Origin of the sequence: Nocardia niigatensis NBRC 100131 (assembly GCF_000308655.1) — a bacterium.
In the GTDB taxonomy this organism is placed as follows: Bacteria; Actinomycetota; Actinomycetes; order Mycobacteriales; family Mycobacteriaceae; genus Nocardia; species Nocardia niigatensis.
In genome coordinates this window covers 34,669-57,288 of the sequence record NZ_BAGC01000001.1, presented here as the reverse complement: position 1 = coordinate 57,288, position 22,620 = coordinate 34,669, and the positions used below count along the sequence as shown (strand labels likewise).

26 protein-coding genes are annotated in these 22,620 nt (G+C 69.5%); 15 read left to right on the top strand and 11 right to left on the bottom strand.

The genetic code is table 11. From position 1 onward, the window contains the following. The first annotated feature begins 95 nt into the window (after nucleotides 1-95). The 6 genes from ON33_RS00270 (at nucleotide 96) to ON33_RS00245 (ending at nucleotide 5,779) form a co-directional block, all read left to right on the top strand. On the top strand, nucleotides 96-1,685 hold the full coding sequence (locus ON33_RS00270; RefSeq protein WP_040853558.1) for a GMC family oxidoreductase: 1,590 nt from the start codon (nucleotides 96-98) through the stop codon (nucleotides 1,683-1,685). A 293-nt stretch (nucleotides 1,686-1,978) separates the two neighbouring features. After that, nucleotides 1,979-3,025: a septum formation family protein gene (locus tag ON33_RS00265; RefSeq protein ID WP_040853626.1), complete on the top strand. Its 1,047-nt coding sequence runs from the start codon at nucleotides 1,979-1,981 to the stop codon at nucleotides 3,023-3,025. A 19-nt stretch (nucleotides 3,026-3,044) separates the two neighbouring features. Further along, on the top strand, nucleotides 3,045-3,398 hold the full coding sequence (locus ON33_RS00260) for a metallopeptidase family protein (RefSeq protein WP_040853557.1): 354 nt from the start codon (nucleotides 3,045-3,047) through the stop codon (nucleotides 3,396-3,398). A gap of 79 nt (nucleotides 3,399-3,477) precedes the next feature. Next, nucleotides 3,478-3,789, top strand: a complete 312-nt coding sequence (locus tag ON33_RS00255) for a PE family protein (RefSeq protein ID WP_040853554.1) — start codon at nucleotides 3,478-3,480, stop codon at nucleotides 3,787-3,789. A gap of 14 nt (nucleotides 3,790-3,803) precedes the next feature. Beyond that, a complete protein-coding gene (locus ON33_RS00250; protein ID WP_040853552.1) occupies nucleotides 3,804-4,967 on the top strand; it encodes a PPE domain-containing protein in 1,164 nt (387 codons plus the stop codon). Beyond that, complete coding sequence (locus tag ON33_RS00245; protein ID WP_040853550.1) at nucleotides 4,964-5,779, top strand: ESX secretion-associated protein EspG; 816 nt, start codon at nucleotides 4,964-4,966, stop codon at nucleotides 5,777-5,779. The genes ON33_RS00250 and ON33_RS00245 overlap by 4 nt, the downstream gene beginning before the upstream one ends. Here the strand turns inward: ON33_RS00245 and ON33_RS00240 are convergent. The 3 genes from ON33_RS00240 to ON33_RS00230 form a co-directional block, all read right to left on the bottom strand. Beyond that, nucleotides 5,776-6,462: a histidine phosphatase family protein gene (locus ON33_RS00240; protein ID WP_040853547.1), complete on the bottom strand. Its 687-nt coding sequence runs from the start codon at nucleotides 6,460-6,462 to the stop codon at nucleotides 5,776-5,778. The two genes, ON33_RS00245 and ON33_RS00240, sit on opposite strands and share 4 nt — an antisense overlap. Beyond that, entirely contained in the window at nucleotides 6,459-7,376 is a 918-nt protein-coding gene (gene pheA / locus ON33_RS00235; protein WP_040853546.1) for a prephenate dehydratase, read from the bottom strand. The genes ON33_RS00240 and pheA overlap by 4 nt, the downstream gene beginning before the upstream one ends. An 83-nt stretch (nucleotides 7,377-7,459) precedes the next feature. After that, nucleotides 7,460-7,879 (bottom strand): hypothetical protein, encoded by a 420-nt coding sequence (locus ON33_RS00230; RefSeq protein ID WP_040853544.1) that lies wholly within the window; start codon nucleotides 7,877-7,879, stop codon nucleotides 7,460-7,462. Between the two features lie 115 nt (nucleotides 7,880-7,994). Here ON33_RS00230 and ON33_RS00225 point away from each other — a divergent pair, with 115 nt between their 5' ends. The 4 genes from ON33_RS00225 (at nucleotide 7,995) to ON33_RS00210 (ending at nucleotide 11,709) form a co-directional block, all read left to right on the top strand. Continuing rightward, nucleotides 7,995-8,765, top strand: coding sequence for a DUF2470 domain-containing protein (locus ON33_RS00225; protein WP_040853543.1), 771 nt, complete (start codon nucleotides 7,995-7,997; stop codon nucleotides 8,763-8,765). Between the two features lie 33 nt (nucleotides 8,766-8,798). Beyond that, nucleotides 8,799-9,593, top strand: coding sequence for a CPBP family intramembrane glutamic endopeptidase (locus ON33_RS00220; protein ID WP_040853541.1), 795 nt, complete (start codon nucleotides 8,799-8,801; stop codon nucleotides 9,591-9,593). 50 nt (nucleotides 9,594-9,643) lie between these two features. Next, nucleotides 9,644-11,068 (top strand): LCP family protein, encoded by a 1,425-nt coding sequence (locus ON33_RS00215; RefSeq protein ID WP_040853540.1) that lies wholly within the window; start codon nucleotides 9,644-9,646, stop codon nucleotides 11,066-11,068. A 92-nt stretch (nucleotides 11,069-11,160) separates the two neighbouring features. Next, the gene (locus ON33_RS00210; RefSeq protein WP_040853539.1) at nucleotides 11,161-11,709 is read left to right on the top strand and encodes a ferritin; all 549 of its coding nucleotides are present in this window, start codon (nucleotides 11,161-11,163) and stop codon (nucleotides 11,707-11,709) included. Between the two features lie 406 nt (nucleotides 11,710-12,115). On the opposite strand, the gene ON33_RS00205 is transcribed toward ON33_RS00210, so the two are convergent. The 4 genes from ON33_RS00205 to ON33_RS00190 form a co-directional block, all read right to left on the bottom strand. Next, nucleotides 12,116-13,030 carry a DUF5926 family protein gene (locus ON33_RS00205; RefSeq protein WP_040853537.1) on the bottom strand — a complete coding sequence of 305 codons (915 nt, stop codon included), beginning with the start codon at nucleotides 13,028-13,030 and terminating at the stop codon, nucleotides 12,116-12,118. Between the two features lie 169 nt (nucleotides 13,031-13,199). Further along, nucleotides 13,200-13,967 (bottom strand): glycerophosphodiester phosphodiesterase, encoded by a 768-nt coding sequence (locus ON33_RS00200; protein ID WP_040853536.1) that lies wholly within the window; start codon nucleotides 13,965-13,967, stop codon nucleotides 13,200-13,202. Beyond that, complete coding sequence (locus ON33_RS00195; RefSeq protein ID WP_040853533.1) at nucleotides 13,964-15,079, bottom strand: DUF4328 domain-containing protein; 1,116 nt, start codon at nucleotides 15,077-15,079, stop codon at nucleotides 13,964-13,966. Before ON33_RS00195 ends, ON33_RS00200 begins: the two co-directional genes overlap by 4 nt. Nucleotides 15,080-15,097: 18 nt before the next feature. Then, nucleotides 15,098-15,469: a rhodanese-like domain-containing protein gene (locus ON33_RS00190; RefSeq protein WP_040853531.1), complete on the bottom strand. Its 372-nt coding sequence runs from the start codon at nucleotides 15,467-15,469 to the stop codon at nucleotides 15,098-15,100. A 311-nt stretch (nucleotides 15,470-15,780) separates the two neighbouring features. Here ON33_RS00190 and ON33_RS00185 point away from each other — a divergent pair, with 311 nt between their 5' ends. Then, on the top strand, nucleotides 15,781-16,392 hold the full coding sequence (locus ON33_RS00185; RefSeq protein WP_040853528.1) for a hypothetical protein: 612 nt from the start codon (nucleotides 15,781-15,783) through the stop codon (nucleotides 16,390-16,392). Nucleotides 16,393-16,479: 87 nt separating this feature from the next. Here ON33_RS00185 and msrA read toward each other — a convergent pair whose 3' ends face one another. Further along, nucleotides 16,480-17,154 carry a peptide-methionine (S)-S-oxide reductase MsrA gene (gene msrA / locus ON33_RS00180; protein ID WP_040853525.1) on the bottom strand — a complete coding sequence of 225 codons (675 nt, stop codon included), beginning with the start codon at nucleotides 17,152-17,154 and terminating at the stop codon, nucleotides 16,480-16,482. 195 nt (nucleotides 17,155-17,349) lie between these two features. Between msrA and ON33_RS00175 the strand changes: the two genes are divergently transcribed. From ON33_RS00175 to ON33_RS00165, 3 genes are all read left to right on the top strand, one after another. Next, nucleotides 17,350-17,973, top strand: coding sequence for a superoxide dismutase (locus ON33_RS00175; RefSeq protein WP_040853522.1), 624 nt, complete (start codon nucleotides 17,350-17,352; stop codon nucleotides 17,971-17,973). 192 nt (nucleotides 17,974-18,165) lie between these two features. After that, on the top strand, nucleotides 18,166-18,687 hold the full coding sequence (locus ON33_RS00170; protein WP_040853520.1) for a hypothetical protein: 522 nt from the start codon (nucleotides 18,166-18,168) through the stop codon (nucleotides 18,685-18,687). A 293-nt stretch (nucleotides 18,688-18,980) separates the two neighbouring features. Then, on the top strand, nucleotides 18,981-19,730 hold the full coding sequence (locus ON33_RS00165) for a TMEM165/GDT1 family protein (protein ID WP_040853624.1): 750 nt from the start codon (nucleotides 18,981-18,983) through the stop codon (nucleotides 19,728-19,730). Here ON33_RS00165 and ON33_RS00160 read toward each other — a convergent pair. Both ON33_RS00160 and ON33_RS00155 read right to left on the bottom strand, forming a co-directional pair. Then, on the bottom strand, nucleotides 19,671-20,315 hold the full coding sequence (locus ON33_RS00160) for a TetR/AcrR family transcriptional regulator (RefSeq protein ID WP_040853517.1): 645 nt from the start codon (nucleotides 20,313-20,315) through the stop codon (nucleotides 19,671-19,673). The genes ON33_RS00165 and ON33_RS00160 overlap by 60 nt on opposite strands. Before the next feature lie 28 nt (nucleotides 20,316-20,343). After that, the gene (locus tag ON33_RS00155; protein WP_040853515.1) at nucleotides 20,344-21,252 is read right to left on the bottom strand and encodes an SDR family NAD(P)-dependent oxidoreductase; all 909 of its coding nucleotides are present in this window, start codon (nucleotides 21,250-21,252) and stop codon (nucleotides 20,344-20,346) included. Nucleotides 21,253-21,395: 143 nt separating this feature from the next. Here ON33_RS00155 and ON33_RS00150 point away from each other — a divergent pair, with 143 nt between their 5' ends. After that, nucleotides 21,396-22,163 carry an SDR family NAD(P)-dependent oxidoreductase gene (locus tag ON33_RS00150; protein WP_040853513.1) on the top strand — a complete coding sequence of 256 codons (768 nt, stop codon included), beginning with the start codon at nucleotides 21,396-21,398 and terminating at the stop codon, nucleotides 22,161-22,163. A 152-nt stretch (nucleotides 22,164-22,315) separates the two neighbouring features. On the opposite strand, the gene ON33_RS00145 is transcribed toward ON33_RS00150, so the two are convergent. Then, nucleotides 22,316-22,516, bottom strand: a complete 201-nt coding sequence (locus ON33_RS00145; RefSeq protein ID WP_033085228.1) for a cold-shock protein — start codon at nucleotides 22,514-22,516, stop codon at nucleotides 22,316-22,318. Nucleotides 22,517-22,620 lie beyond the last annotated feature (104 nt).

The window sequence follows — 22,620 nt, the reverse complement described above, 5'->3', positions numbered from 1 at the left end:
CACCCCACGACCGGGTGAAATCCACCCTAGGGTAAGCGGCATGGGACGGCAGGAGTCCGGCAGCGGCTCCGCCGTGGTCTTTCCGAGGAGTGAGCATGCCCCAATACACCCCGCACACCGCCGATTTCGTGGTCGTCGGAGCCGGATCCGCGGGGGCCGCAGTGGCCGCGAAACTGAGCGAGCGACCCGGCGTCAGCGTCGTGGTCCTGGAGGCCGGCGGCGAGGACAGCGACAAATTCGCCCACATTCCCGCGGCGTTCAACCAGCTGTTCCAGGGCCCCAACGACTGGAACTACCGCACCGAACCCCAGCCCGAACTCAGCGACCGCCGGGTCTACTGGCCGCGCGGCAAGATGCTCGGCGGCTCCTCCTCCATGAACGCCATGATGTGGGTGCGCGGCTTCGCCGCCGACTACGACGAGTGGGCCCGCTACGCCGGACCGAGCTGGTCCTTCGAGCAGGTGCTCCCCATCTTCCAGGGCATGGAATCGGTCGAGGAGGCCGCCGAACCCGGCGAAGGCCGCAACGGGCCGCTGCACGTCTCCCGCCAGCGCAGCCCGCGCCCGCTCACCCACGCCTACCTGCAGGCCGCCGCCGAGGCCGGTTACCCGGTGGAACGCGCGAATCTGGATCGGCCGCAGGGCTTCTCGCAGACCATGGTGACCCAGAAGCGCGGCGCGCGCTGGAGCACCGCCGACGCCTACCTGCGGCCCGCCCGGCAGCAGGGCCGCAACATCACCGTCGTCACCGACGCGCACGCCACCCGGGTGCTGTTCGAGGGCACGCGGGCCATCGGCGTGGAATTCCGGATCGGCGCCGAGACCAAGCAGATCACCGCCAAGCGCGAGGTCGTGCTGTCCGGCGGCGCCATCAACACCCCGCAACTGCTCATGCTCTCCGGCATCGGCGACGGCGACCGGCTGCAGGAACTGGGCATCCCCGTCGTGCGGCACCTGCCCGAGGTCGGGCGCGGCCTGCGCGACCACCTGGCCGCGCCGATCGTCTACCGGACCACCGGCGGCAGCCTCTACGGCGCGGACAAGAACCTGCTCGAGCTCGCCAACTACCTGGTGCTGCGGCGCGGGCAGCTGACCTCCAATATCGGCGAGGCCTACGGGTTCACACGCAGCCGCGAGGATCTCGACCTGCCCGACCTGGAACTCATCTTCGCGCCCGCGCCCTACATCGCCGAGGGCCTGGGCGATCCGGACGGGCACGCGCTCACCTTCGCCGCCGTGCTGCTCAAGCCCGAATCCATCGGCTTCGTCACCCTCACCTCCCCCGACCCGTTCACCGCGCCGCGCATCAACCCGCGCTACTGCGCCGAGCCCGCCGACCGCGCCGCCCTGCTCGCCGGGCTGCGCATGTGCGCCGACATCGCGCATCAGCCCGCGCTGAAGGCACACATCGGCGAGCTCATGCAGCCGGCCGTCCCCTCCGACACCCCGATGGAGGAGGTGCTGCGGCGCTGCCTCGAGGACCACTCGCACACGCTGTACCACCCGGTCGGCACCTGCGCCATGAGCCGCGACGAATCCAGCGTGGTGGATCCCGAACTGCGAGTCCGCGGCATCGAGGGCCTGCGGGTGGCCGACACGTCGGTCATGCCGGTGATCACCCGCGGCCACACCCACGCCCCGGCGGTCATGATCGGCGAGAAGGCGGCCCAGCTCATCCTGGCGTAGAACTCCCACCAGCTTGATGCCCCACCAGCACCGAGGGCCGAAGCAGAGCACTCATGGTTCGCGGCCCGGCTCGGTCTGGACCGACGGAGCGGAAGACCGAGCTTCCGGCTCAATGGGACCTGCGCCTCGGCCGCGAACCCACCGGAGCGAAGCGGAGACAATTAAGCTCAGCACCGATGCCTGAGCAACAGATGCCTCCGCAGTGGCCCGCGCCGTCGTCCTCGCAGCGGCCCGGGCCGCCGAACCGTCGGAAACCGACTGCGCTGGACAGCGTGCTGAAGCCGTTCCGCGCCATGGAATCCAAGCTGGACCAGAACGGTCCGCTGTCGGCGTCGACGGTGCGGTGGGGGCTGCTGGCGATGGCGGTCGGCGTCACGCTGGCCGTGCTCATCACCATGTTCGTCTCCAACGGCTTCGACTCCAACCGGGTAAGGGCGCACGCCCCGGGGGCCGCCCAGCCCACCGGCGCGGTCGCGGGCGCGGCCTTCGGCACCGCCAAGGAAGGCGACTGCCTGACCTGGTCCAAGGCCAATGCCGGTGACCTCACCAAGGTCGACTGCGCCGGCAAGCACCTGTTCGAGGTCACCGCGGACATCGACCTGAGCAAGTACCCCGGCAAGGAGTTCGGGCCCGGGTCCCGCTTCCCGGACTCGCTGCGCTTCTCCGAACTGCGCGACGAACACTGCGTCAGCGCGGCCCAGGAGTATCTCGGCGGCCGCCTGGACCCGCGCGGCAAATTCGTTGTCGGCCTGATCAATCCGGGTGAGGCGGGCTGGAAGGCGGGCGAGCGGACGCTGCGCTGCGGCCTGCAGGTCTCCGGCAGCCAGGGCCTCGCCACCAAGCCCATCACCGGCAGCGTGCGCGAGATCAACCAGTCCAAGGTCTACGACGTGGGCACCTGTATCGGCATCAAGTCCAGCCTGCCCACCGATCCGGTCGACTGCACCCAGCCGCACGCCTTCGAGATCGTCTCCACCGTGGACCTGGCCACCCACTTCAACGGCGGCCCGCCCTCGAAGGACGATCAGGACAAGTACATGGAGGACGAGTGCGCCAAGGACGCCGGCGACTACCTCGGCGCTCCCGACGCACTGCGCAACAAGACCCTCACCCTGTTCTGGGACGCCATCGACACGCGCAGCTGGCTGGCCGGCTCCCGCAGCCTCAACTGCATGGTCGGCAAGGGCGCCGATCAGGAGGGCTTCGCCACCATCACCGGATCGGCCAAGGGCGACATCCAGATCGACGGCCAGGCCCCGGTCCCGCCGCCCAACAACGGCCGCTACACCCCGCCGCCGCTGCCCGGCGCGGCCCCGCCGGTGATCCCCCAGCCCCGGTGACGCGGCGGAAGCTGTAGGCATGCCCGTCTCCATGTCCGACGACCGGTTCGAGGAACTGGTCGGCGACGCCCTCGATCTGATTCCGCCGGAGTTGTCACGGGCGATCGACAATGTGGTGGTGCTCATCGAGCCGCGCAGCGACGAGGACCCCCACCTGCTCGGCCTCTATCACGGCATCGCCCTCACCGACCGGGACTACAGCCACTACGCGGGCGCGCTGCCCGACACCATCACCATCTACCGCGAGGCCATCCTCGGGATGTGCCGCAGCGAAGAAGAGGTGGTCGAAGAGGTGGCGATCACCGTGATCCACGAGATCGCGCACTATTTCGGGATCGACGACGAACGCCTTCATCAGCTGGGCTGGGGCTGAATCACCGCGTCGGGAACCGATCGGCGAACCTCCGCGTCCAATCTTCACAACCGGGTGGAACGCGGAAGGGAGTTCGATCATGGTCGGCCACGTCCTGGTGCAGCCCGAAGTGATACTCGCGGCCGCCCTGGAACTCGATCTGCTCGCCGAACGCCTGGCCGCGGCGGCGAGCGCGACGGCTCCGGCCACCCATGTCCTCCCCTCCGGCACCGAAGAGGTGTCCTGCCTGGCCGCGGCGCATTTCAACAACGCCGCACTGACCCACGACCACTCGGCCGCCCAGGGCATTCTCGAACTGCATCACGCCGCCGCCACCCTGCGCGGCCAGGTGGCCGAATACCTGGCCCAGGACGCGGTGCGCGCGGCCGGAATCGCCGCGATCCAGGTGTAGGGGGAGACACGCGCATGACGCTGGGAATCACGGGGGTGTTCTGGCTGCCCCGCATGGCCGAATTCAATTCCGTCTGCCTCAATGCCGGCGCGCACGCCATTCCGATCGCGGCCGCGGGCAGCGCCTGGGGCGCGCTCACCGCCTCCTGGGTGGACGCCACCACCACGGTGGCGCGGGTTATGGCCGAGCTCGGCGTCGGTCTCGAGGGACTGAACGGCCTGAATGTGCTTGCCCGCCTGGGCGGTTTCACTGTGTGGGCCGAGCAGCAGGCCGTCATGGCGGGCGTGATGGCGGGCAAGGCCGCCGCCAATGCCACCGCCTACACCGTGGCCGCGCTCGCCATGCCGAGCCTGCCGGAGATCGCGGCCGTGGAGACCGCGCGGGTGGCCGCCTACTCCAGCGGCGGTGCGCTCAACGGCACCGCGGAAGCGGCGGAGGCGGCCAAGCTGGCGCTGGACATCCGCGCCGCGCTGGTGATGGAAACCTATGAGGCCGCAACGAGTTCGATGGTGGCCACGCCCGGGCAGTTCCTGATGCCGCCGCCCATCGCCGTGGGCGCGGGCGCGGCGAACCCGGGCGCGGACGCGCTCGCCAATGGCAGCGATCCACTGCAGGCGGTGCTCGGCGCGGCCGCCGTGCTCACCCAGAATCCGGCCGTGACCGGTGCGCTGTCCCAGGTCGCGCAGATGGCGGGTGCCGTCGTCACCAGTGGCGTCACCGGTGTGGGAGATTTTGCGAACACAGCGATTACGGCCGTTGCCAACGCGGTGACGCAGCCGCCCGGACTCGGAACCTCCGGCCTGCCGGTCCCGGCGGGTGTGGGCGGCGCGGCAGTGGACACACAGGCGGTGTCCGTCACCGGTGGCGGCGTGTCGGTCTATGTCGGCAACGGGGCGGGCGCGCTGCGGCTGCCCGACGGCTGGGGCGCGGGTCTCGGAAACACCGGTGGCACAACGGCTCCCGCGGCGCCGATCGCCGCACCGATGAGCACGACCATCCCCCAGGCCGCGACCGTGCCGGTCCGCTCGATCGGCACCGGCTCGTTGCTCGGCACGCAGGGCAGTGACGAGGAGGAGCCGCACCGCGGGCACGACTACGGACACTCGACGGCGGCGTTCGCCGACGGCCGGGTCATCGCGCCCGCGGTCATCGGCGGCGACCCGTCGGCCGACCGGTGACCGTCCTCGGCGCGGGCCGCGGGCCGTCGACGCTGCGGTCGATCACGCTGTCACTCGACGAAATGCAGTATCTCCTGGAGACATTGGGCATCGATGAACTGCCGGTGGTACTGAATGCCCTGGGCCGCTACGACAATGCCGCCGACCACAAGACTGCCATGGCCGCCGCGGCCACCACCCTCGCCGAGCGCGCCCTGCTCGACGGCGACGAGGTGCATCCGGAACTGGCCGAGCGGCTGCGCGTGCTCTACCGGCCGCACTGGGTGCTGGCCCTGCGCTGGTACGTGTCGGGGCGGGTCAACCGGTGCTGCCTGGCCAAAGGCGACGAGTTCGAGGTGGTCGCGTTGCGCGGTACCGACTCCTATGTCATCGACGAGGCCGGCCACGATCTACCGGGCATCCTCATGGCCGCGCTCGGCCCGGCCGACCCGCTGGAACTGTCCGGTATGAACGCGCCCACCACCGATCTGACCCCCGTCTTCGACGACGCCGGCGATGCCGCCACCACGGCCACCCGACTGGCCGCGGTGGGCAGCCCGAACCGCGACGCTCCTGTCCTCGCTTCGGCTCTGGTGCAGGTGAATTCGCACGCCGAGATCGTCGGCGTGCGCTACGGCGACGGCACGCGCGACGTGGCCGGCAGCCACCTCGCGGTGTACAACACCCGGCACGGCCGCTTCCTCGCCCTGACCGGCAGCGCCGCGGACGGCAGCAAGTGGACGTCCCTGGCGAGCGGCACCCCCGCCCGGCTGCGCACGGCGCTGCGGGATCTCATCGAATCCCTGCCGCTGCGAACGGAATTCCCGGCCTAACCCATCGGGTCGTCGCCGATGTTCTCCGTCTGGTCGTCGGCGGCAGGCGCGGTGGTGTCGCCGAACGGCGCGGCATAGCGACCCCAGCGGGTGCACGTCCAGCGGCCGTCCTCGAACGGCTGCAGCTCGATGGTCTCGGTATTGTCCAGGTGATTGCTGGCGGCGAAATGCCTGGGCACCCCGGTCAATTCGCGAGAGACCAGCCGCATGGCCGCACCGTGGCTGACCACGATCACATCGTGGGCATCCGGACGGCTCAGATAATCGTCGCGTAGTCGGTGCAGGGCCGGGATGTAGCGGGCGAGGACGTCCTCACCGGATTCGCCGCCGGGCACTCTGACGCTGAGATCTCCGAAATGCCAAGCGTGATAGACCCTCTGGAACTCCTCGTGCGCGGCCGGGGTGTTCATCCCCTCGAGGTCGCCGAGCTGCACCTCCTGCAGGTCCTCCAGCACATCGAGTGCGACGCCGGTGGCCGCCTCGATGTAGCCGCCGGTCTGCCGGGCGCGCAGCGCGGCCGAGGAGAACAGCCGCTGCGGCGGGGCGATCAAGTTCGCGCCGTAGGTCTTCGCCTGCGCCACACCGCGTTCGGTGAGGGGCAGGCCCGGCAGCCGGGTGTCGAGGATCTTGCCGACATTGCCCTCGGTTTCGCCGTGCCGGACCAGGATGAGTTTGCCGGTCACAGGTCGGCCACCCCCTTCTTCAGATCGGCCAGCCAGGCCGCGGCGGGTGCGTCCAGCGGCGGCGGGGTGCCGGTGGACGAGGTGGCGGGCCAGGAGCCGAGGAAACGGATCCGGGCCGCGGTGCGGTGCAGGGCCTTCAGGGCCTCGGCGACCGCGGCATCGTCGATATGCCCGACGCAGTCCAGATAGAAACGGTAGGTGCCCATGCCGGTGCGGGTGGGCCGGGATTCGATGCGGGTCAGATCGATACCGCGGGTGGCGAATTCGGCGAACGCGCGCATGAGCGAGCCGGGCTCGTTGGCCAGCTCCAGCACGATCGAGGTGCGGTCGGCCCCGGTGCGCGGCGGCGCGGGCCGCGGCGGTGCGACCAGCACGAAGCGGGTGACGGCCCGTTCCACGTCGGCGACGCCGTCGGCCAGGGTGGCCAGGCCCAGGCGCTGCCCGGCCAGCGTGGTGGAGACCGCGGCCTCGGCGTGCCCGGCGACGACGTCCTCGGCGGCCGCGGCATTGGAGGCGGAGGTGTACATCTCGGCCAGCGGCATGTTGACGGCCAGCCACATGCGCACCTGCGCGGCCGCGACCGGATACGCGGCGATGCGGCGCACCTCGTCGAGCCCGATGCCGGGGCGGCCGACGATGGTGAAGGCCACGTCCAGATCGGTTTCCGCGATGATCTGCAACCGCGGGCCGACGGCCAGCGCGTCCAGGGTCGGTGCGATGGAGCCCTCGACCGAACTCTCGATCGGCACCACCGCGCCCTCGGCTTTTCCGGCCCGCACCAGCTCGACGGCCGCGCCCTGGCTCGGGGCCGGGACACGGTCGACCGGTCCATCGAAGACTCCGATGGACTCCAGTTTGGCCAGGGCCATCTCCGTGAAGGTTCCCGACGGCCCGAAGTAGGCGATACGCGGCACGGTTACGACATTACTTGCGTGTGCCCGGTCACCCCCCGGTTTGGTCAACTCCTGGGTAACTTCGCACCCCGGGCGCGGCGGGTTCAGCCGCCCAGCACCGCGAGAGCGGTGGTCACGGCCGCGACCTCGACGGTTTCGACGGCCAGCAGCACCTCGCGGAACGCCTCGACCGCGGGCGGTTTCAGCCCGGTGAGGAACGCGATGTCCGGTGCGGCGAGCGCGGCGCGAATGTCCTCGCCGCAGAGCGCGGCCACGGTCGCCGCCACGCCCGCCAGCGCCCGTTCGCCGGAGTCGGCGCGGGCCACGAAACCGCTGTCGCCGTGCACGATTCGCACCAGGAACTCCGAGACCGCCTCGTCGTCGAGCGCCAGGTCCAGCACCTCGACGCCGGGATCGGCCGAGATCGGGCGGACCAGATCCGCGGTCAGCCCGCGGGCCGGGCGGGGCGGGACGGACAGGGTGAGAGCGACCGGTTCGGGCGCGGGGGACGAATCGTGTGGCACGCCTTCACGGTAGCGATCGGCGCGAGGCGACTGTCGCGGCCTCCGATGAAGCTCTTGCGCCGGCGACGTGCGTCACTTAGCTTAGGTTTACCTAATTTCTACTACGGAGGTGCGTATGCCTCACGCGGCCCAGGTCGTCGCACCCACTACCGCCGAACGCGTGCACAGCGCCTGCGCGCACGCCGAGAGCGCGGTCCTGGCCCTGCCCGGCCTCGACCCGGTGCCCACCTCCGTGCATCTACTGCGGCAGTGCGGGGACATGGTGATGGCGGTCCCGATGAACTCCAGCGCCGCCGGTCTGGTCCACGGCTGTGGCACCAACGGCTCCCCCGCCGTCCTCGAACTCACCGACCAGGCCCCGCTCCCTCTGCGCGAACGCGTCCGCGCCCTGGTCTGGCTGCGCGGCTGGGCGCACACCGTGCCCGCGCACGCGCAGCGCGCGCTGGCCGGCGCGGTCGCCGCCGACCACCCGCACCCGGACCTGCTCGACGTCGGCCACACCGCCGTGCTGCTGCGGCTGGTCATCGATTCCGCGGTGGTCGCCGACACCGCCGGCGCGGACTCGGTCGGCCGCGAACAGCTGCGCGAGGCCCGCCCCGATCCGTTCTGTGCGCTGGAAGCCGGTTGGCTGCAACACCTTCAGGCCGATCACCCCGACGTGGTGGACCGGCTGGCCCGCCGCCTGCCGCACGCCCTGCGCCGCGGCGCCCTCATCCATCCGCTGGCCATCGACCGCTACGGCGTCACCCTCCGCGTCGAGGGCATCGAGGCCGACCACGACATCCGCATCCCGTTCGAGGCCCCGGCCCACGACATCGAATCCCTCAGCCGCGCCGTACACGCCCTGGCGGGCAATCCCTTCCACGGCGGCGTGCACCGCATCTGACGAGTTCGCCGGGCGCCCGCCTAGATTGGCGGCATGGTTTCGGCTGATCCCGCATCCGTGTGGCCCGCGCCCGAATCGTCCGAACTCGGCCGGCGGGCGATCAAACTCGAGATCGCGGTGGTGCTGGCCGTCACCTTCGGGCTGAGCGGGGCAAATGCGGCGCTGTCCCTGCTGGAGAGCACCCTCGCGCCCGGCGGGGTGAGCGGGCAGACCGTCGCGCTGAACGCGTCGCGGGCCACCCAGTCGACCATCGACCTGCTGTTCCAACTGCTGGGCGTGGCCCGGCTGCTCGGCTGGGCGGCGCTGGGGCTCTATCTGTTGTGGCGCAGCGGAATCGCGCCGCGAGCGATCGGGCTGGCCCGGCGGCTGCGCTGGCGACCCGACGTGCTCCCGGGCATGGTGCTGGCGGCCGTGATCGGAATCCCCGGACTGGGCCTGTATCTCGCGGCCCACGCGTTGGGGGTGAGCGTCACCATCGTGCCCAGTTCGCTCGCGCGCTGGTGGCGGCTGCCGGTGCTGGTGCTGTCGGCGTGGGCGAACTCCACGGCCGAGGAGGTCCTGGTCGTCGCCTACCTGATCAGCCGGCTACGGGCCCTGGGCTGGACCGAGAATCGCTCACTGCTGGCATCGGCGCTCCTGCGCGGCAGCTACCACCTCTACCAGGGTCTCGGCGGCGGGCTCGGAAACGTGGTGATGGGATTGATCTTCGGGCGCTACTGGCAGCGCACCAACCGGCTCTGGCCACTGCTGCTGGCACACGCGCTCATCGACACCGTCGCCTATATCGGGTACACCTTCCTGCGCGGACATGTCTCCTGGCTGCCGTAATCCGATCGGAACGAGCCACGCGGGCCCCGCGGTCGGTACTGTTTCCAGTGATGAACGGCGACGACCCCCAGCACTTTGCACGGATACGCCGGGAGCCGCCGCCGGGACGCCCGGGTGAGCCCCCGGCGTACCCGCATCGGCCCGCGGCGAATCCCGGGCAAACACAGCGACCTTCGTCTCAGCGGCCGCCCGCGGACGGCAGGCCCGTTAACGACGGCAGGCCGCGGATAGAACCAACTCAGGTGATCCGACGCAGTGAATCCGGCCCGGACCTCGCCTATTCGCAGGTACCGCCCAGGAATCCGGCACCGCCCCGGCGACCGCCGGGGAATCGCGTTCCGCCGCAGGGCAATCGGGTGCCGCCCCCGCCGGGCCGGGCCGGCACCCCCATGGGTCACGCGCCGACCCAGCAGCCGGTCCCGTTCCGGGAGGATCCGCCCCCGACTCCCCCGCCGCCCCCGCCCGGCAGGCGCCGCGGCGGTGACGGCCGCCCGCCACGCGGCGCCCGGCCGCGCAAGAAGCGGCACTGGTTCCGCTGGATCCTGTCGCTGCTGCTGGTGCTCCTGCTGCTGCCGATCGCGGCGGCCATCTATGTCGACACCCATCTGACCCGGATCGACGCCCTCGCGAACTATTCGGGACGGGTCGGCGACACGCCCGGGACCAATTGGCTTCTGGTGGGTTCCGACAGCCGCGCGGGACTGTCCAAGGACCAGGAACAGCAACTGTCCACCGGTGACTCCTCCGACGTCGAGGGCGAGCGCACCGACACCGTGATCATGGTGCACATCCCGAAGTCGGGGCGGCCGACGCTGGTCAGCCTGCCGCGCGACTCGTATGTGAACATCCCGGGCGTCGGCAAGGACAAACTCAATGCCTCCTTCGCCGTCGGCGGCCCATCGCTGCTGGTCAAGACGGTGGAGGGCGCGACCGGCGTGCACATCGACCACTACGTGCAGATCGGCTTCGGCGGCTTCGCCAATATCGTCGACGCGGTCGGCGGCATCCCGATGTGCCTGGACGCGCCCATGAAGGACCCGCTGGCCGGCATCGATCTGCCCGCGGGCTGCCAGACCCTCACCGGCCCCGAGGCACTGGGCTTCGTGCGGTCCCGCGCCACCCCGCGCGCGGACCTGGATCGCATGCTCAACCAGCGGAAATTCCTCAGCGCCCTGCTGAAGAAGGCGGCCGGTCCGGGCACGCTCGCCAATCCGTTCCGATCCTGGCCGCTGGTCCGGGATCTGACCGCCGCGCTGAAAGTCGACAATGGCGCGCACATCTGGAATCTGGCGAGCCTGGGCAATGCGCTGAACAACGATCCGATCACCACGACGGTCCCGGTCGGCGGGTTCGAGGACGTCTCCGGCAGCGGCAATGTACTGCTCTGGGACAAGACGAAAGCGAGTGCGTTCTTCGACGCGCTGGCCAAGGATCAGCAGATCCCGCAGGACTTGATCACCACCGTCGGCAGCTAGCTCGAATTAGGCAACACTTGCCTCAATAAGGCTGTACTCAATAAGGCTGTACTTGGATGACACGCCTTTTGACCGTGGTTAATGTCCTTCGCATGTCCACCCGAACCCAAACCAAGCGCAGCAAGTTCCAGGCCCTGCTCCAGGATCAGATCCGCAACGAATTCAATGCCGAACACCAGTACATCGCCGTGGCGATGTGGTTCGACAATGCCGATCTGCCCGTCCTGGCCAAGTATTTCTACAAGCAGGCCGTCGAAGAGCGTAACCACGCGATGATGATCGCCCGGTACCTGATCGATCACGACATCGCGGTGGAGATGTCCGGGACCGAAGCGGCCACGTCGCAATTCGCGAATGCCAAGGAGCCCATCGCGCTCGCGCTCGCGCAGGAGCAGGCCGTCACCGAGCAGATCGTCCAGCTCGCCCGGACCGCGCGTGAAGAGGGCGACTACCAGGGCGAGCAGTTCATGCAGTGGTTCCTCAAGGAACAGGTCGAGGAAGTCGCGACCATGAACACCCTGCTCACCGTCGCGGAGCGGGCCAGCGCGAATCTGTTCGACCTGGAGAATTTCGTACTGCGGGAAATGAGCGGTCCGAAGGACGCGTCCGGCGCTCCGCACGCCGCGGGCGGCTCGCTGTAATTGCGTGTGGGCCGGAGGTAATTCGCTTCCCGGCCCGGTGGATTCACACAGCAGGCCCGGTCCCTTGCGCTGGACCGGGCCTGTTGCATGTGCTCGGTGCTGTGCGTATACGTCCCCGCCCTTTCCTTACTTCTGCGGCACCGTGACGGTGCCGGTGGCGTTGGCGGACAATGTGCCGAACAGCGACTTGACCACGGCCAGAATGGCATCCATGGTTATTCTCCTCATCTGATATCCGATGCGATGGTCACCGGATCCCCTGAACTTCCGGGGTGAAGAGAACCTAACCGAGCACTCAGAGCGAAATGAGTACTTTTCAAAAAATTCCCGCGGAAAATCCAGGCCGTTCACCGAGTGAATCGCTTCACCCGGGAACGGCCCGGACCAGGTCAGCGCGACCGTGCCGTCAGCGCAGCGTCACCTGACGCGACCGCAGGCCGTCACGGGAGCGACGCTCCTCGGAGGTCAGCGGGGCATCCGACTGCAGCGCGGCCGCCAGCTTCGCGCCGAACTCGCGGGCCGGGCCCTCCCACTCGCTCGCGTGCCGCTCCGGATCGAGGTCGAAGACCGGCACCAGCAGGCCGTGGGTGCGGAACGAGCCCGCGAACCGCGAACCCTCGCCCAGGTGCAGGTCGCCGGCCGCGTGCAGCCGCGCCAGCGCCAGCATCAGCTGGTCCTCGTCCTCGGGCCGCACCCAGCGGATGTGCGCCTTCTCGCCGGCGTCCACCCACCAGGCCGCGCCGACCGCGTCCGCGCCCAGCTCCAGGCGGGCCGACGGCATGATGGCCCGGTTGGCCTGCTCGATGGTGGCGGCCACCTGCGGATCCGGGGTGACGCCCTCGGGCACCCACCAGTTGAAGTCCTGATGCACCGTGAGGTCCAGGGCCGCACCGGCATCCAGCACCTCGGTCAGCGGCGCGCCACCGGCACTCGCGGTGGCCAGCGACTCGCCCGGTGTGGCGGACTGGGTCCACAGGATGGCGGCGGCCAGATCCGCGGCCGGATCGGCGGACTGGAACTGCACCTGCGTGCCGACGAAACCGATCGGCTCGTCACCGGCCCGCACCAGCGCGGCGACCGCGCCCGGGAGCACCGTGGCGAGGGTGACCTCGCGCTCGGCGCCGACACTCGGCGCGAGCTTCAAGATCGCGGTCGCCGACGGCACGAACTCCCGTAGCGCGACCAGATCGCATTCCGCGGCCAAGCCCTCGAAGGGCCGCGTCACGGCCTGCGCCGCCGCTTCCTGTTCGGCGCGGCGGGCGGCCAGCTTCTGCGCCCGATTGGAGTCCGGCTTGGGACTGTTGCGCTTGCTCTTACCCATGGTTGGCAAACCTACTGTGTTCGATGCCCTCCGCTTCGCTCCGGGCGGGTTCGCGGCACTGAAAAGTCTCGTTCCTCCCTCCTCCAGAACGAGACGCGCCGCGAACCACCTGGAAATCTCGCTCCGAAGCGGTTGGCGCGGAGCGCGCTGACTCAGGCCGCTGCGCGATTCAGGTGGTGGTGAGCGCCGCCTTGGTGCGGGCGGGGTAATTGGTGGCGACCCAGTCGACGCCCAGGTCGGAGCAGAGTTGGACGTCCTCGGGGTCGTCACAGGTCCAGACATAGGTGGCGCGGCCCGCGGCGGCGGCCTTGTCGACCAGATCCGGGTGCTCGCGCAGGGTCCGCACGGACGGTCCGATGGCGGTCGCGCCGACCGTGTGGGCGGCGCCGCCGGACAGGTACAGCGAGGACTCACCCAGCAGCACCGTCGGCAGCAGCGGGGCCGCACGGCGGATCCGCCACACCGCGGTGGCCGCGAACGATATCACCACGGCGCGTGAGTGATCCGCGGAGGCGGGGGCGCCGATACCGTACCGGGTGAGCTCGGACAGCAGGGTCGTCTCCACCAGCGCGCCGTAGCGAACCGGATGCTTGGTCTCGATGAAAAGCTTGGTGGGACGGCTCTTCCAGTCCAGCACCAGCTCGATCAGCTCGGACAGCGTGAGCACGCCCTCCGGTTCCGCAGCGGTGCCGAAGTTCAGCGCCTTCAGCTCCTCCAGCGTCATCTCGCTGACCGCGCCCGACCCGTTCGAGGTGCGGTCCACTGTGCGGTCGTGCACACAGACCAGGTGTCCGTCCCGGGTCAGGCGGATATCGCATTCGACGCTGTCGGCGCCCTCCTGCAGGGCGAGATCGTAGGCGGCGAGGGTGTGTTCGGGTCGCGCCGCCGACGCCCCCCGGTGGGCGACCACGAACGGCGCACGACTCTCCCGGCTCACTTCGCCAATACCTCCTGTTGCTCCGCATCCGGGGACGCCGCCGCGGCCGCCCCGGCTACCGCGTCATCCGCGACGACAGCACCATCCCCGACCACAGCATCATTCCCGACGGGAGCGGCCGGCGCGCGCCGGACAGGTTCGATCACCGGCCGCGCGGGCCCGGTCGCGATCAGCCAGCGCCGCAGCGCCTTCCGACGACCCCGCAGATCCAGGCCCGCGAAGGCGCGCACCAGCCCGAGCGAGGCCACCGCGACACCGGCCGCGACCACATCGGTCCACATGTTCGCCAGCACCCCGTCGGCCTGCACCTGCAGCGAGGACGCGAACCGGTACAGGAAGGCCACCAGCACCAGCACCGCGTTGAGAAGCCAAGCCGCCCACCAGATCCGGACCGCCCGCAGCAGCCGCGGATCCTCGCCGCCGACCGACCGCAGCCGGGCCGCCTCGGTCAGGTAGATGCCCGGCCACACCAGATTCACAATCGGCACCACACAGCCCAGCACCAGGGCGCGCAGCGACCGCGGATCCGATTTCCCTGCGGCCGCGTACGCGGCGCGGCGGGTCTCGGTGAGCCAGCCGACCAGCGCCACCGCCGACACCAGCGCCAGCACCAGCGCGACCACCGCGGAAACGGTCACGGCTGCATCGGAAATCCACAGCAGCCAGGGCGGGATGAGGCGGGTGCGGTTGCGCAGCAGGACGCCGTATCGGCCCAGCTCGGCCAGGGCGGAGAAGACGAAGACACCGGCGGTCACCGGCAACAGCACGGTGATCCGGTCACTCAGCGCGGACAGCGGGCGATGTGGCTCGGCGGCCGCCGCCGGGGGCCGATCCTGTAGGCCCCACTGGGGAACTCGCTGATACCGCGGCGTCTGTGCCGGCCCCGGGCGCCGGACGGGTTGCGGGCCGTGCGTTCTGCGGCCCGGCGGGCGAGCCACCCAGCGGTAGTTGCGCCGGTCGGCGGGCGCGTCCACCGGTGCGGGCGAGAGCAGGACACCGTGGCAGCGCGGGCACCAGTGCAGCGGCTTGCCCTGCACCGCCCAGCGCGCGCCACAGCGGGCGCACGGCTGTACGACCGCGGATCGCGATCGGCCCACCTGTCCCCCGTTCATCGCTCCACCTCTCCGCGCCTAATAGATCTTCGCCTCGGGACCGTCACCGGTGAGCGGCCTGCCGGTCTGCTGCCAGGCCACCATGCCGCCCGAGACCGTGACGGCCTCGTAGCCGATCTGGTTCAGATACTCCACGACCGGTATGGACCGGCCGCCCTGCCGGCAGATCACGTAGACCTCGGCGTCGATGTCGATCTCGTCGAGCCGGGCGGGCACATCGGTCATCGGGATGTGGATGGCACCCGGCGCGCGGCCCAGCTGCCATTCGTCCCTCTCGCGGACGTCGAGGAGCTGGGCAGGCACGGGCGCGGTGGAACCCCAGCCGTCCGCGGCATCGAATTCCGCCGGGACCGCGTCGATCGGCACCGTGGGCACGTGGGGGTTCGTCACGGTTTCGATCCTGCCACGCGCGCGCGAGGGCTGCGGAGTTCCGTTAGCCGCGCAGGGTTGGTTTCAGGAGTTATCCACATAATCCACAACCTGATCCACAGGTTGATAGACGACCGATTCGTCCGGTCGGCCGATCCGGAAGTCCCCTCCCCCGTTCCGGAGCGGCCGACTCGGGGCTTCTGTCCCAGAAGGCCCCATCCAGTCTGACGCCGCAGGTGAACGCATGGTTCCGGGCCCACACCGAAAAACGACAACACTGCCGATAAACGGAAATCCTCGGTCCGGCCGGGCAAGATCGGTAGCCTGGCGCTATGACTGTGAGCAGGGGGCTACTCGACGACCTGGACATCAACGGACTCAACCGCGCGCTGTCGGAGGCGACATGCCTCGGCATCGACGTCGACACGCCGGGCGCCACGCTTCGGCTGGAGCTCGACGTGCTGACCCTGCCCGAGGAGGGTCCCCCGCCGGCGGACTGCGACATCTATCTGACCCTCACCGGGGTCAGCCGCGTCGCCGCCTCGCTACGCAGGCAGCGCTGGGACGACCTCGAGCCGATTGTGCTCCCGCTCACCCTCGACGGCCTGCACGACGCCGTGCAGAGCTTCGGCGGCGGCGCGCTGCACGGCTGGGACTTCCTCGACATCGCCGACAGCTCCTGGAGCCAGTGGCGCAAACTGCTGAGCTTCGACACCGTGCTGAGCGACGCGCCCGCCGCCCACATGATGGAGTTCTCCCAGGAGGAGGGCGTCGACCCCCGCGAACTCGACGTGCGCGTGTGGTTCGAGGGCGCGCAGGTCACCGACAAGCAGGGCGACCCGATCCCGTTGCGGGACTTCATCGCCGGCGGCGTCCGCTGGTGGCAGGCCCACGACGCGGGCGACCCGCGCACCATGCGACCGGACGTCGTCCCACCGCTGTAGCGGCCCGCACGAGGGGTTCGGGGACCTTGTCCCGGAACCCCTTTCGATGTCGGCTACGGCAGCGCCCGCGTGGTGACCGCGAACGGCCTACGCGCCCAGCCCGATCGCGTGGCCGACGCCCGTGCCGTGGTCCGGGCAGTAGCCGCCGGGGTTCTTGGCGAGGTACTGCTGGTGACAGCCCTCGGCGCAGAAGAACGCGGAAAGGTCCGGCAGCGGGGCGATTTCGGTGGTGATCTCGCCGAATCCGGCCGCTGTCAACCGTTCCTGACAGCCGGCCCGGGTCGCCGCGGCCACCTCGCGCTGCTCGTCGTCGACGGTGAAGATCGCCGAACGATACTGGGTGCCGCGGTCGTTGCCCTGCCGCATGCCCTGGGTCGGATCGTGGTTCTCCCAGAACCGCTTCGGGATTCCGGCGAAGTCGAGGACCCGCGGGTCGAATACCACCAGCTCGGTGTGCCCGGTACGGCCGGAACAGGTCTCCTCGTAGGTCGCATTGGGGGTGTAGCCGCCTGCGTAGCCGACGGCGGTGGTGTACACGCCCTCCAGCTCCCAGAACCCTTTCTCCGCACCCCAGAAGCAGCCCATGGCCACCACCGCGAACCGGGTATCCACCGGAAACGGGGGTTTGAGGGAATGACCGCTGAGGTAGTGCTTGTCCGGAACGACCAGCCGTTCGGACCTGCCCGGCAGGGCTTGCCCGGCGGTCACCATGATCGGTTCCGATAGTCGCACACGTCCGACGAACTCGTCGTACCACGACATGACTCGATGCCAGGGGACCGGTTGCGACCGGCGGCGATGTTGCGTTCAGCCCAATTCCAAAGATTGGGAAAGGTATACATCGGGTGGAATGTGGGGGCACGCAGCCCGGTTGCAGACAACCGGGTGTACGAATGATGGTTGGGTGCGCCTCGGCACCTGCCGAGGGCACACGGCCCCGACACGGAAAGGGACATCGTGGCTGTTTACACGCTGCCTGAACTTGATTACGACTACAGCGCCCTGGAGCCCTTCATCTCCGGGCAGATCAACGAGATCCACCACACCAAGCACCACGCGGCCTACGTCGCCGGTGTCAACGCGGCCCTCGAGAAGCTGGAGGAGGCGCGTGCCAAGGACGACCACGCCGCCATCTTCCTGAACGAGAAGAACCTCGCGTTCCACCTCGGCGGCCACGTCAACCACTCCATCTGGTGGAAGAGCCTGTCCAAGGACGGCGGCGACAAGCCGGTCGGCGACCTGGCCTCGGCCATCGACGAGGAGTTCGGCTCGTTCGACAAGTTCGTCGCGCAGTTCTCGGCGGCGGCCAACGGCCTGCAGGGCTCCGGCTGGGCCTGGCTGGGCTACGACACCCTGGGCAACAAGCTGCTCACCTTCCAGCTGACCGACCAGCAGGGCAACGTGCCGCTCGGCATCATCCCGCTGCTCGGCCTGGACATGTGGGAGCACGCCTTCTACCTGCAGTACAAGAACGTCAAGGCCGACTACGTCAAGGCGTTCTGGAACGTCGTGAACTGGGCGGAGATTCAGGAGCGCTACACCAAGGCTGTCGCCCAGGGCAAGGGCCTGATCTTCGGCTGATAGCCGGCCGGGGCCACGCCTCGCTCGTACGCCTGAGACCCGCGAACCGAGTCGGTTCGCGGGTCTTTCGCATTGCGGGGGTCCGGGTGCTAGCACTCTTTGGTACTTGTGTGCCAGTTCTGTTCGGGTACAACCTGGTGTTCCCAGAGCAACACCGGGCACAGCCGCCCCCGGAAGTACGGGAGGCAGATCATGAATGGTCAGGTCGGCATCATGCCGTTCCACGCGCATGGTTCGCTGCAAGGTTTCGTGATCTCCGGGCGCTGGCCGGAGTCCACCAAGGAATGGGCCCAACTGCTGGTCCTCGCGGTGCGGGTGGCCAGTCTTCCCGGGTTGTTGCCCACCTCGACGGTGTTCGGGGCCCGCGAGGAGCTCCCGGAGGATCCCGATCCCGCGATGGTGGGGCTGGTGGTCGCCGAGGGCACGGTACTGGGGACGGAAGGGTTGCAGCCGGGCATGTTTGCCGGACATGTGCCACCGGCTCTGATCATGCTGCACCCGCCGCGCGAGACGCGGCCCTCGCTGCCGGAGTGCGCGGGCGCGGCCTCGGGCTGCCTGCTGTTGCCGGGCCTGCCGCATCTGGGATTGGAACATCGGGCAGCCTGGGTGGAAACCGACAGTGACGGCGCGGTGACCTCGATGGTCTCGCGGGTGGGGGTGGATCCGATCAGCGATCCCGACACTGCGGTTCTGGCCATGCTGCTGGCCGCGTAAGGCTACCCGAAACCTTTCGGCAGCATCACCAAACTTATTGTGCGCATTGCGATTTGGGCGACAGCCATTTGCCCGGGCCCGGTTTGCCGGAGTAGCATGACGACCGAGCGAAGGGGAGTAGCCCCCAATCACGCCGTCGACATACTGGTCCTTCCCGGATCCGGCGCGTGAACCGGATCTTTCCGGTGGGCGAGACCTTCGGCCGACAAGAACCAAACCGATTGACCGGTGCGGTGTCGGCTGAAGCGCCCCCGCATTCAGCCGACAGGCCGGAGACCTGGGAGCTGACCTTCATGATCGCCACGATATTGCTGAGTTTCGGCGTGCTCTTCCTCGCCGAACTGGGCGACAAATCGCAACTCATGGCCCTGACCTTCGCACTGCGCTACCACTGGTGGGCGGTGCTGTCCGGGATCACCGTCGCGAGCGTGCTGGTGAACCTGATCGCCGTCGGCGTCGGCCACTTCCTGGGCGCGGCGCTGCCCACCGGAGTCATTTCCCTGTGTGCCGCCGCCACTCTCATCGCCGTCGGTCTGTGGAGCCTGCGCGAGACGCTGCCGTCGAACTCCGCCGACGAGGAGGAGGACGTGGTCGCGGCGCAACCGAGGTCGCGCTCGGCATTCCTGGTTGTGCTGTCGGCCTTCCTGCTGGCCGAGCTCGGTGACCGCACCATGTTCGCCACCATGGCCCTGGCCACCAAGAACGGCTGGGTCGCGGTGTGGATCGGATCGGTCGCGGGCATGGTGGCCGCGGGCGCGCTGGCCATCCTGATCGGCGTGACCGTCGGCAAGCACATTCCGGAACGGTTCATCGCGGTCTGCTCGGGCCTGCTGTTCCTCTACTTCGGTGCGCTGACCCTGCTGGAGGCCTTCGCCCACAGCCTGGGCACCCCGCTCGCCGCGGTGCTGTCGCTGGCCCTGCCGGCGCTGGCCGGCGGCGTGCTGTGGCTGCTGCGCCGCCGGGCCGCGGTCGTCCCCGCGGGCTCAGTCGCCCAGCACGGTATTGCCGAACAGGTCTCCGCTGCGCCGCACGAGGTCCAGTAGCGGCTCCCGCAACTCCCGCAGGCCATCCAGGTCGTTCACCGCGATGCGGGCGGTGACCATGGCGCTCAGCGCCGCGACCAGGGTCTGGCAGGCGAAGCGCTGCTCCTCGGTGTCCGCGCCCAGCACGTCGGCGACCATCGCCACGAACGTCTCCTGCAACTGGGTGCGGCGCGCGATGGCCTCCGGGCCGACGGCGTAGACCTCGACGAGAAACAAACGGGCATAAGCGGGTTGGCCCGCGAGCGCTTCGAGGTAGGCGCCGAGCACCCGTTCGATGCGTTCGGTGCGGCTCTCGCCGTCGAATTCCGCACCGGTGGCGGTGAGGATGCCGGTCAGCATGAGTTCCGCGGCGCGCTCGTAGGCGGCCTCGAAACAGTCCTCCTTGGAACGGAATTGCTCGTAGAAGGTCTCGCGGGAGACACCGGCCCGCTTGATCACCGCGGCCACCGGCGTTCCGACATAACCGTTTTCGGCCATCGCCTCGGCCAGCGCGAGCAGGATGCGGTCGCGCTGGGCGGCGACCACGGTCTCGCGAGGCAGGCCGTGGCGGCCGCGGGGCAGTTGTCGGGTTGCCGATTCGGGCATGTGCAGGACTCCGTTGGCCTCGAGCGATTCAGGCGAGCTTCCTCATTCTGCGCGGACGGGCCGGTTGATCGGTGGTGAAGCCCGCAGGTTCGGTGCGGGCGATCTCGAGTCCGCCGGCCACGCCCTCGCGCAGCGAGTAGTCCACCAGGCGCTGGGCCAGCGGACGGCACCACAGCACCATGCTCACCCAGTAGGGCGAGACGATGCGGCGGGAGCGGCGGGCCAGCGCGCGTTCACAGGCGTCGATGGCCGGGCCCAGCGGGGCGATGCCGGAGACGGTGGAGCGGCCCAGGATGCTGCGCGCGGCCTCGGTGCCGAAACCGCGGCTGGTCATCTCGGTGTCCAATTCGGCGAAGTAGGCCATGCCGACCCGGGCCCCGGTGTGGCGCAATTCGATCCGCAGGGTGTCGCCGAGCGCCTCGACCGCGGCCTTGGAGGCGCTGTAGGCACCGGCCAGGGGCAGGTGGATGGCCGCGGCCAGCGAGGAGATGAGCAGGACGTAGCCGTCGGCGTGCGCGAGGTGGGGTCCGGCGGCGCGCAGCGTGTAGTAGACGCCGAGCACATTGACCGTGAGGGTCTCCTCGAGCACGCTGGGGTCGCCGTCCAGCAGGGACAGTTGCCGGGCGATGCCGGCATTGCACACCACCGCGTCCAGACCGCCCAGTTCGGCGGTGAGGGAGTTGACTACTCGCTCGACCTGCGCCGGGTCGCCGACATCGCAGTACCGCCAGGGGGCGTCACCGCATTCGGCCGCGACCTGGGCCAGCAGCGACTCCTCGATGCCGAGCAGGGCCACCTGCGCCCCGTGCACATGCAGCTGGCGGGCCAGGGCGGCCCCGATGCCACGGGCCGCGCCCGTGATCAGGATGCGTTTGCCGGCTACTCGCGGGGCCGGGCGGCGGAGACCACGGCGAGGACGGGCCGTGCGGGCTTTCATGTATGCGAAACTACCACTTAGACGAACACCCATGTTCGCAAATCTTGCGAGCCTCTTGCGTAAGCGTGCGCACAGCCCCGCTATGGTGCCTATTGACGGAGGGCCAGTGAGAGGGCCGTCCACAGTCGAGAGGACCATTCACCGTGGAGATTTCGGGCTCCGCCGCCATTGTCACCGGAGGTGCGTCCGGGCTGGGCGCCGCCACCGCCAAGCGTTTCGCCGACGCGGGCGCGACCGTGTTCGGCCTGGATCTGGCTCAGTCCATCGAGCGCGCGGGCGACAGCGTCCCCGCCGGGGTCACCCTCATCCCGACCGACGTCACCAGCGGTGACGAGGTGGCCGCCGCGGTCGCCAAGGTCGTGGAATCCGGTGTGCCGCTGCGTATCGTCGTCAACTGCGCCGGGGTCGGCTGGGCGGGACGCATCCTGTCCAAGAACGGCCCGCACGACCTGGAGCTGTTCCGCACGGTCATCACCGTGAACCTGCTCGGCTCCTTCAACGTCATGCGCCTGGCCGCCGAGGCCATCGCCAAGACCGACCCGGTCGACGAGTACGGCTCGCGCGGTGTGATCATCAACACCGCCTCGGTCGCGGCTTTCGAGGGCCAGATCGGGCAGATCGCCTACTCCGCCTCCAAGGGCGGCGTCGCCGGCATGACCGTCCCGGCCGCGCGTGACCTCGCGCAGTTCGGCATCCGCGTCAACACCATCGCCCCCGGCATCATCGACACCCCGATGCTCGCCGGTGTCACCGAGGAGTACCGCAAGGGCCTCGAGTCGGGCGTTCCGTTCCCGTCCCGCCTGGGCCGCCCGGACGAGTACGCGCAGCTCGCGCAGTACATCACCGAGCACGACTACCTGAACGGCGAGACCATCCGCATGGACGGCGCGCTCCGCATGGCGCCGCGCTGACGCCAGGTCTCGGGGGCTTCGCCCCCGAACCGCCTGGAGAGTTTCGGGGGCGTTGCCCCCGGACCCTCTGAACGAACAAGGCCCGCACCGGTTTTCCGGTGCGGGCCTTGTTACTCAAGACTCAGTGGGTAGCGGGGTGAGCCCGCATGCCCTCAGTGCGGGCGGACAGCCGCGGCCTGGGGGCCCTTCTTGCCTTCGGTGATCTCGAACGAGACAGCCTGGCCCTCTTCGAGCTGGCGGTAGCCGTTGCCCTCGATCTCCGAGTAGTGGACGAAAACGTCGGGGCCGTCTTCGCGGGCGATGAAGCCGTAGCCCTTCTCCGCGTTGAACCACTTGACGGTGCCCTGAACCATTACCTTCTCCTGACGAGGTGTTTCTCTTTATTGCGTGGGTTCCGCGGCTGCGGTACCCGGGGTCGATCAGAAGGCGGCTTGCAACTTGCCTGGCAAGGTGAAGC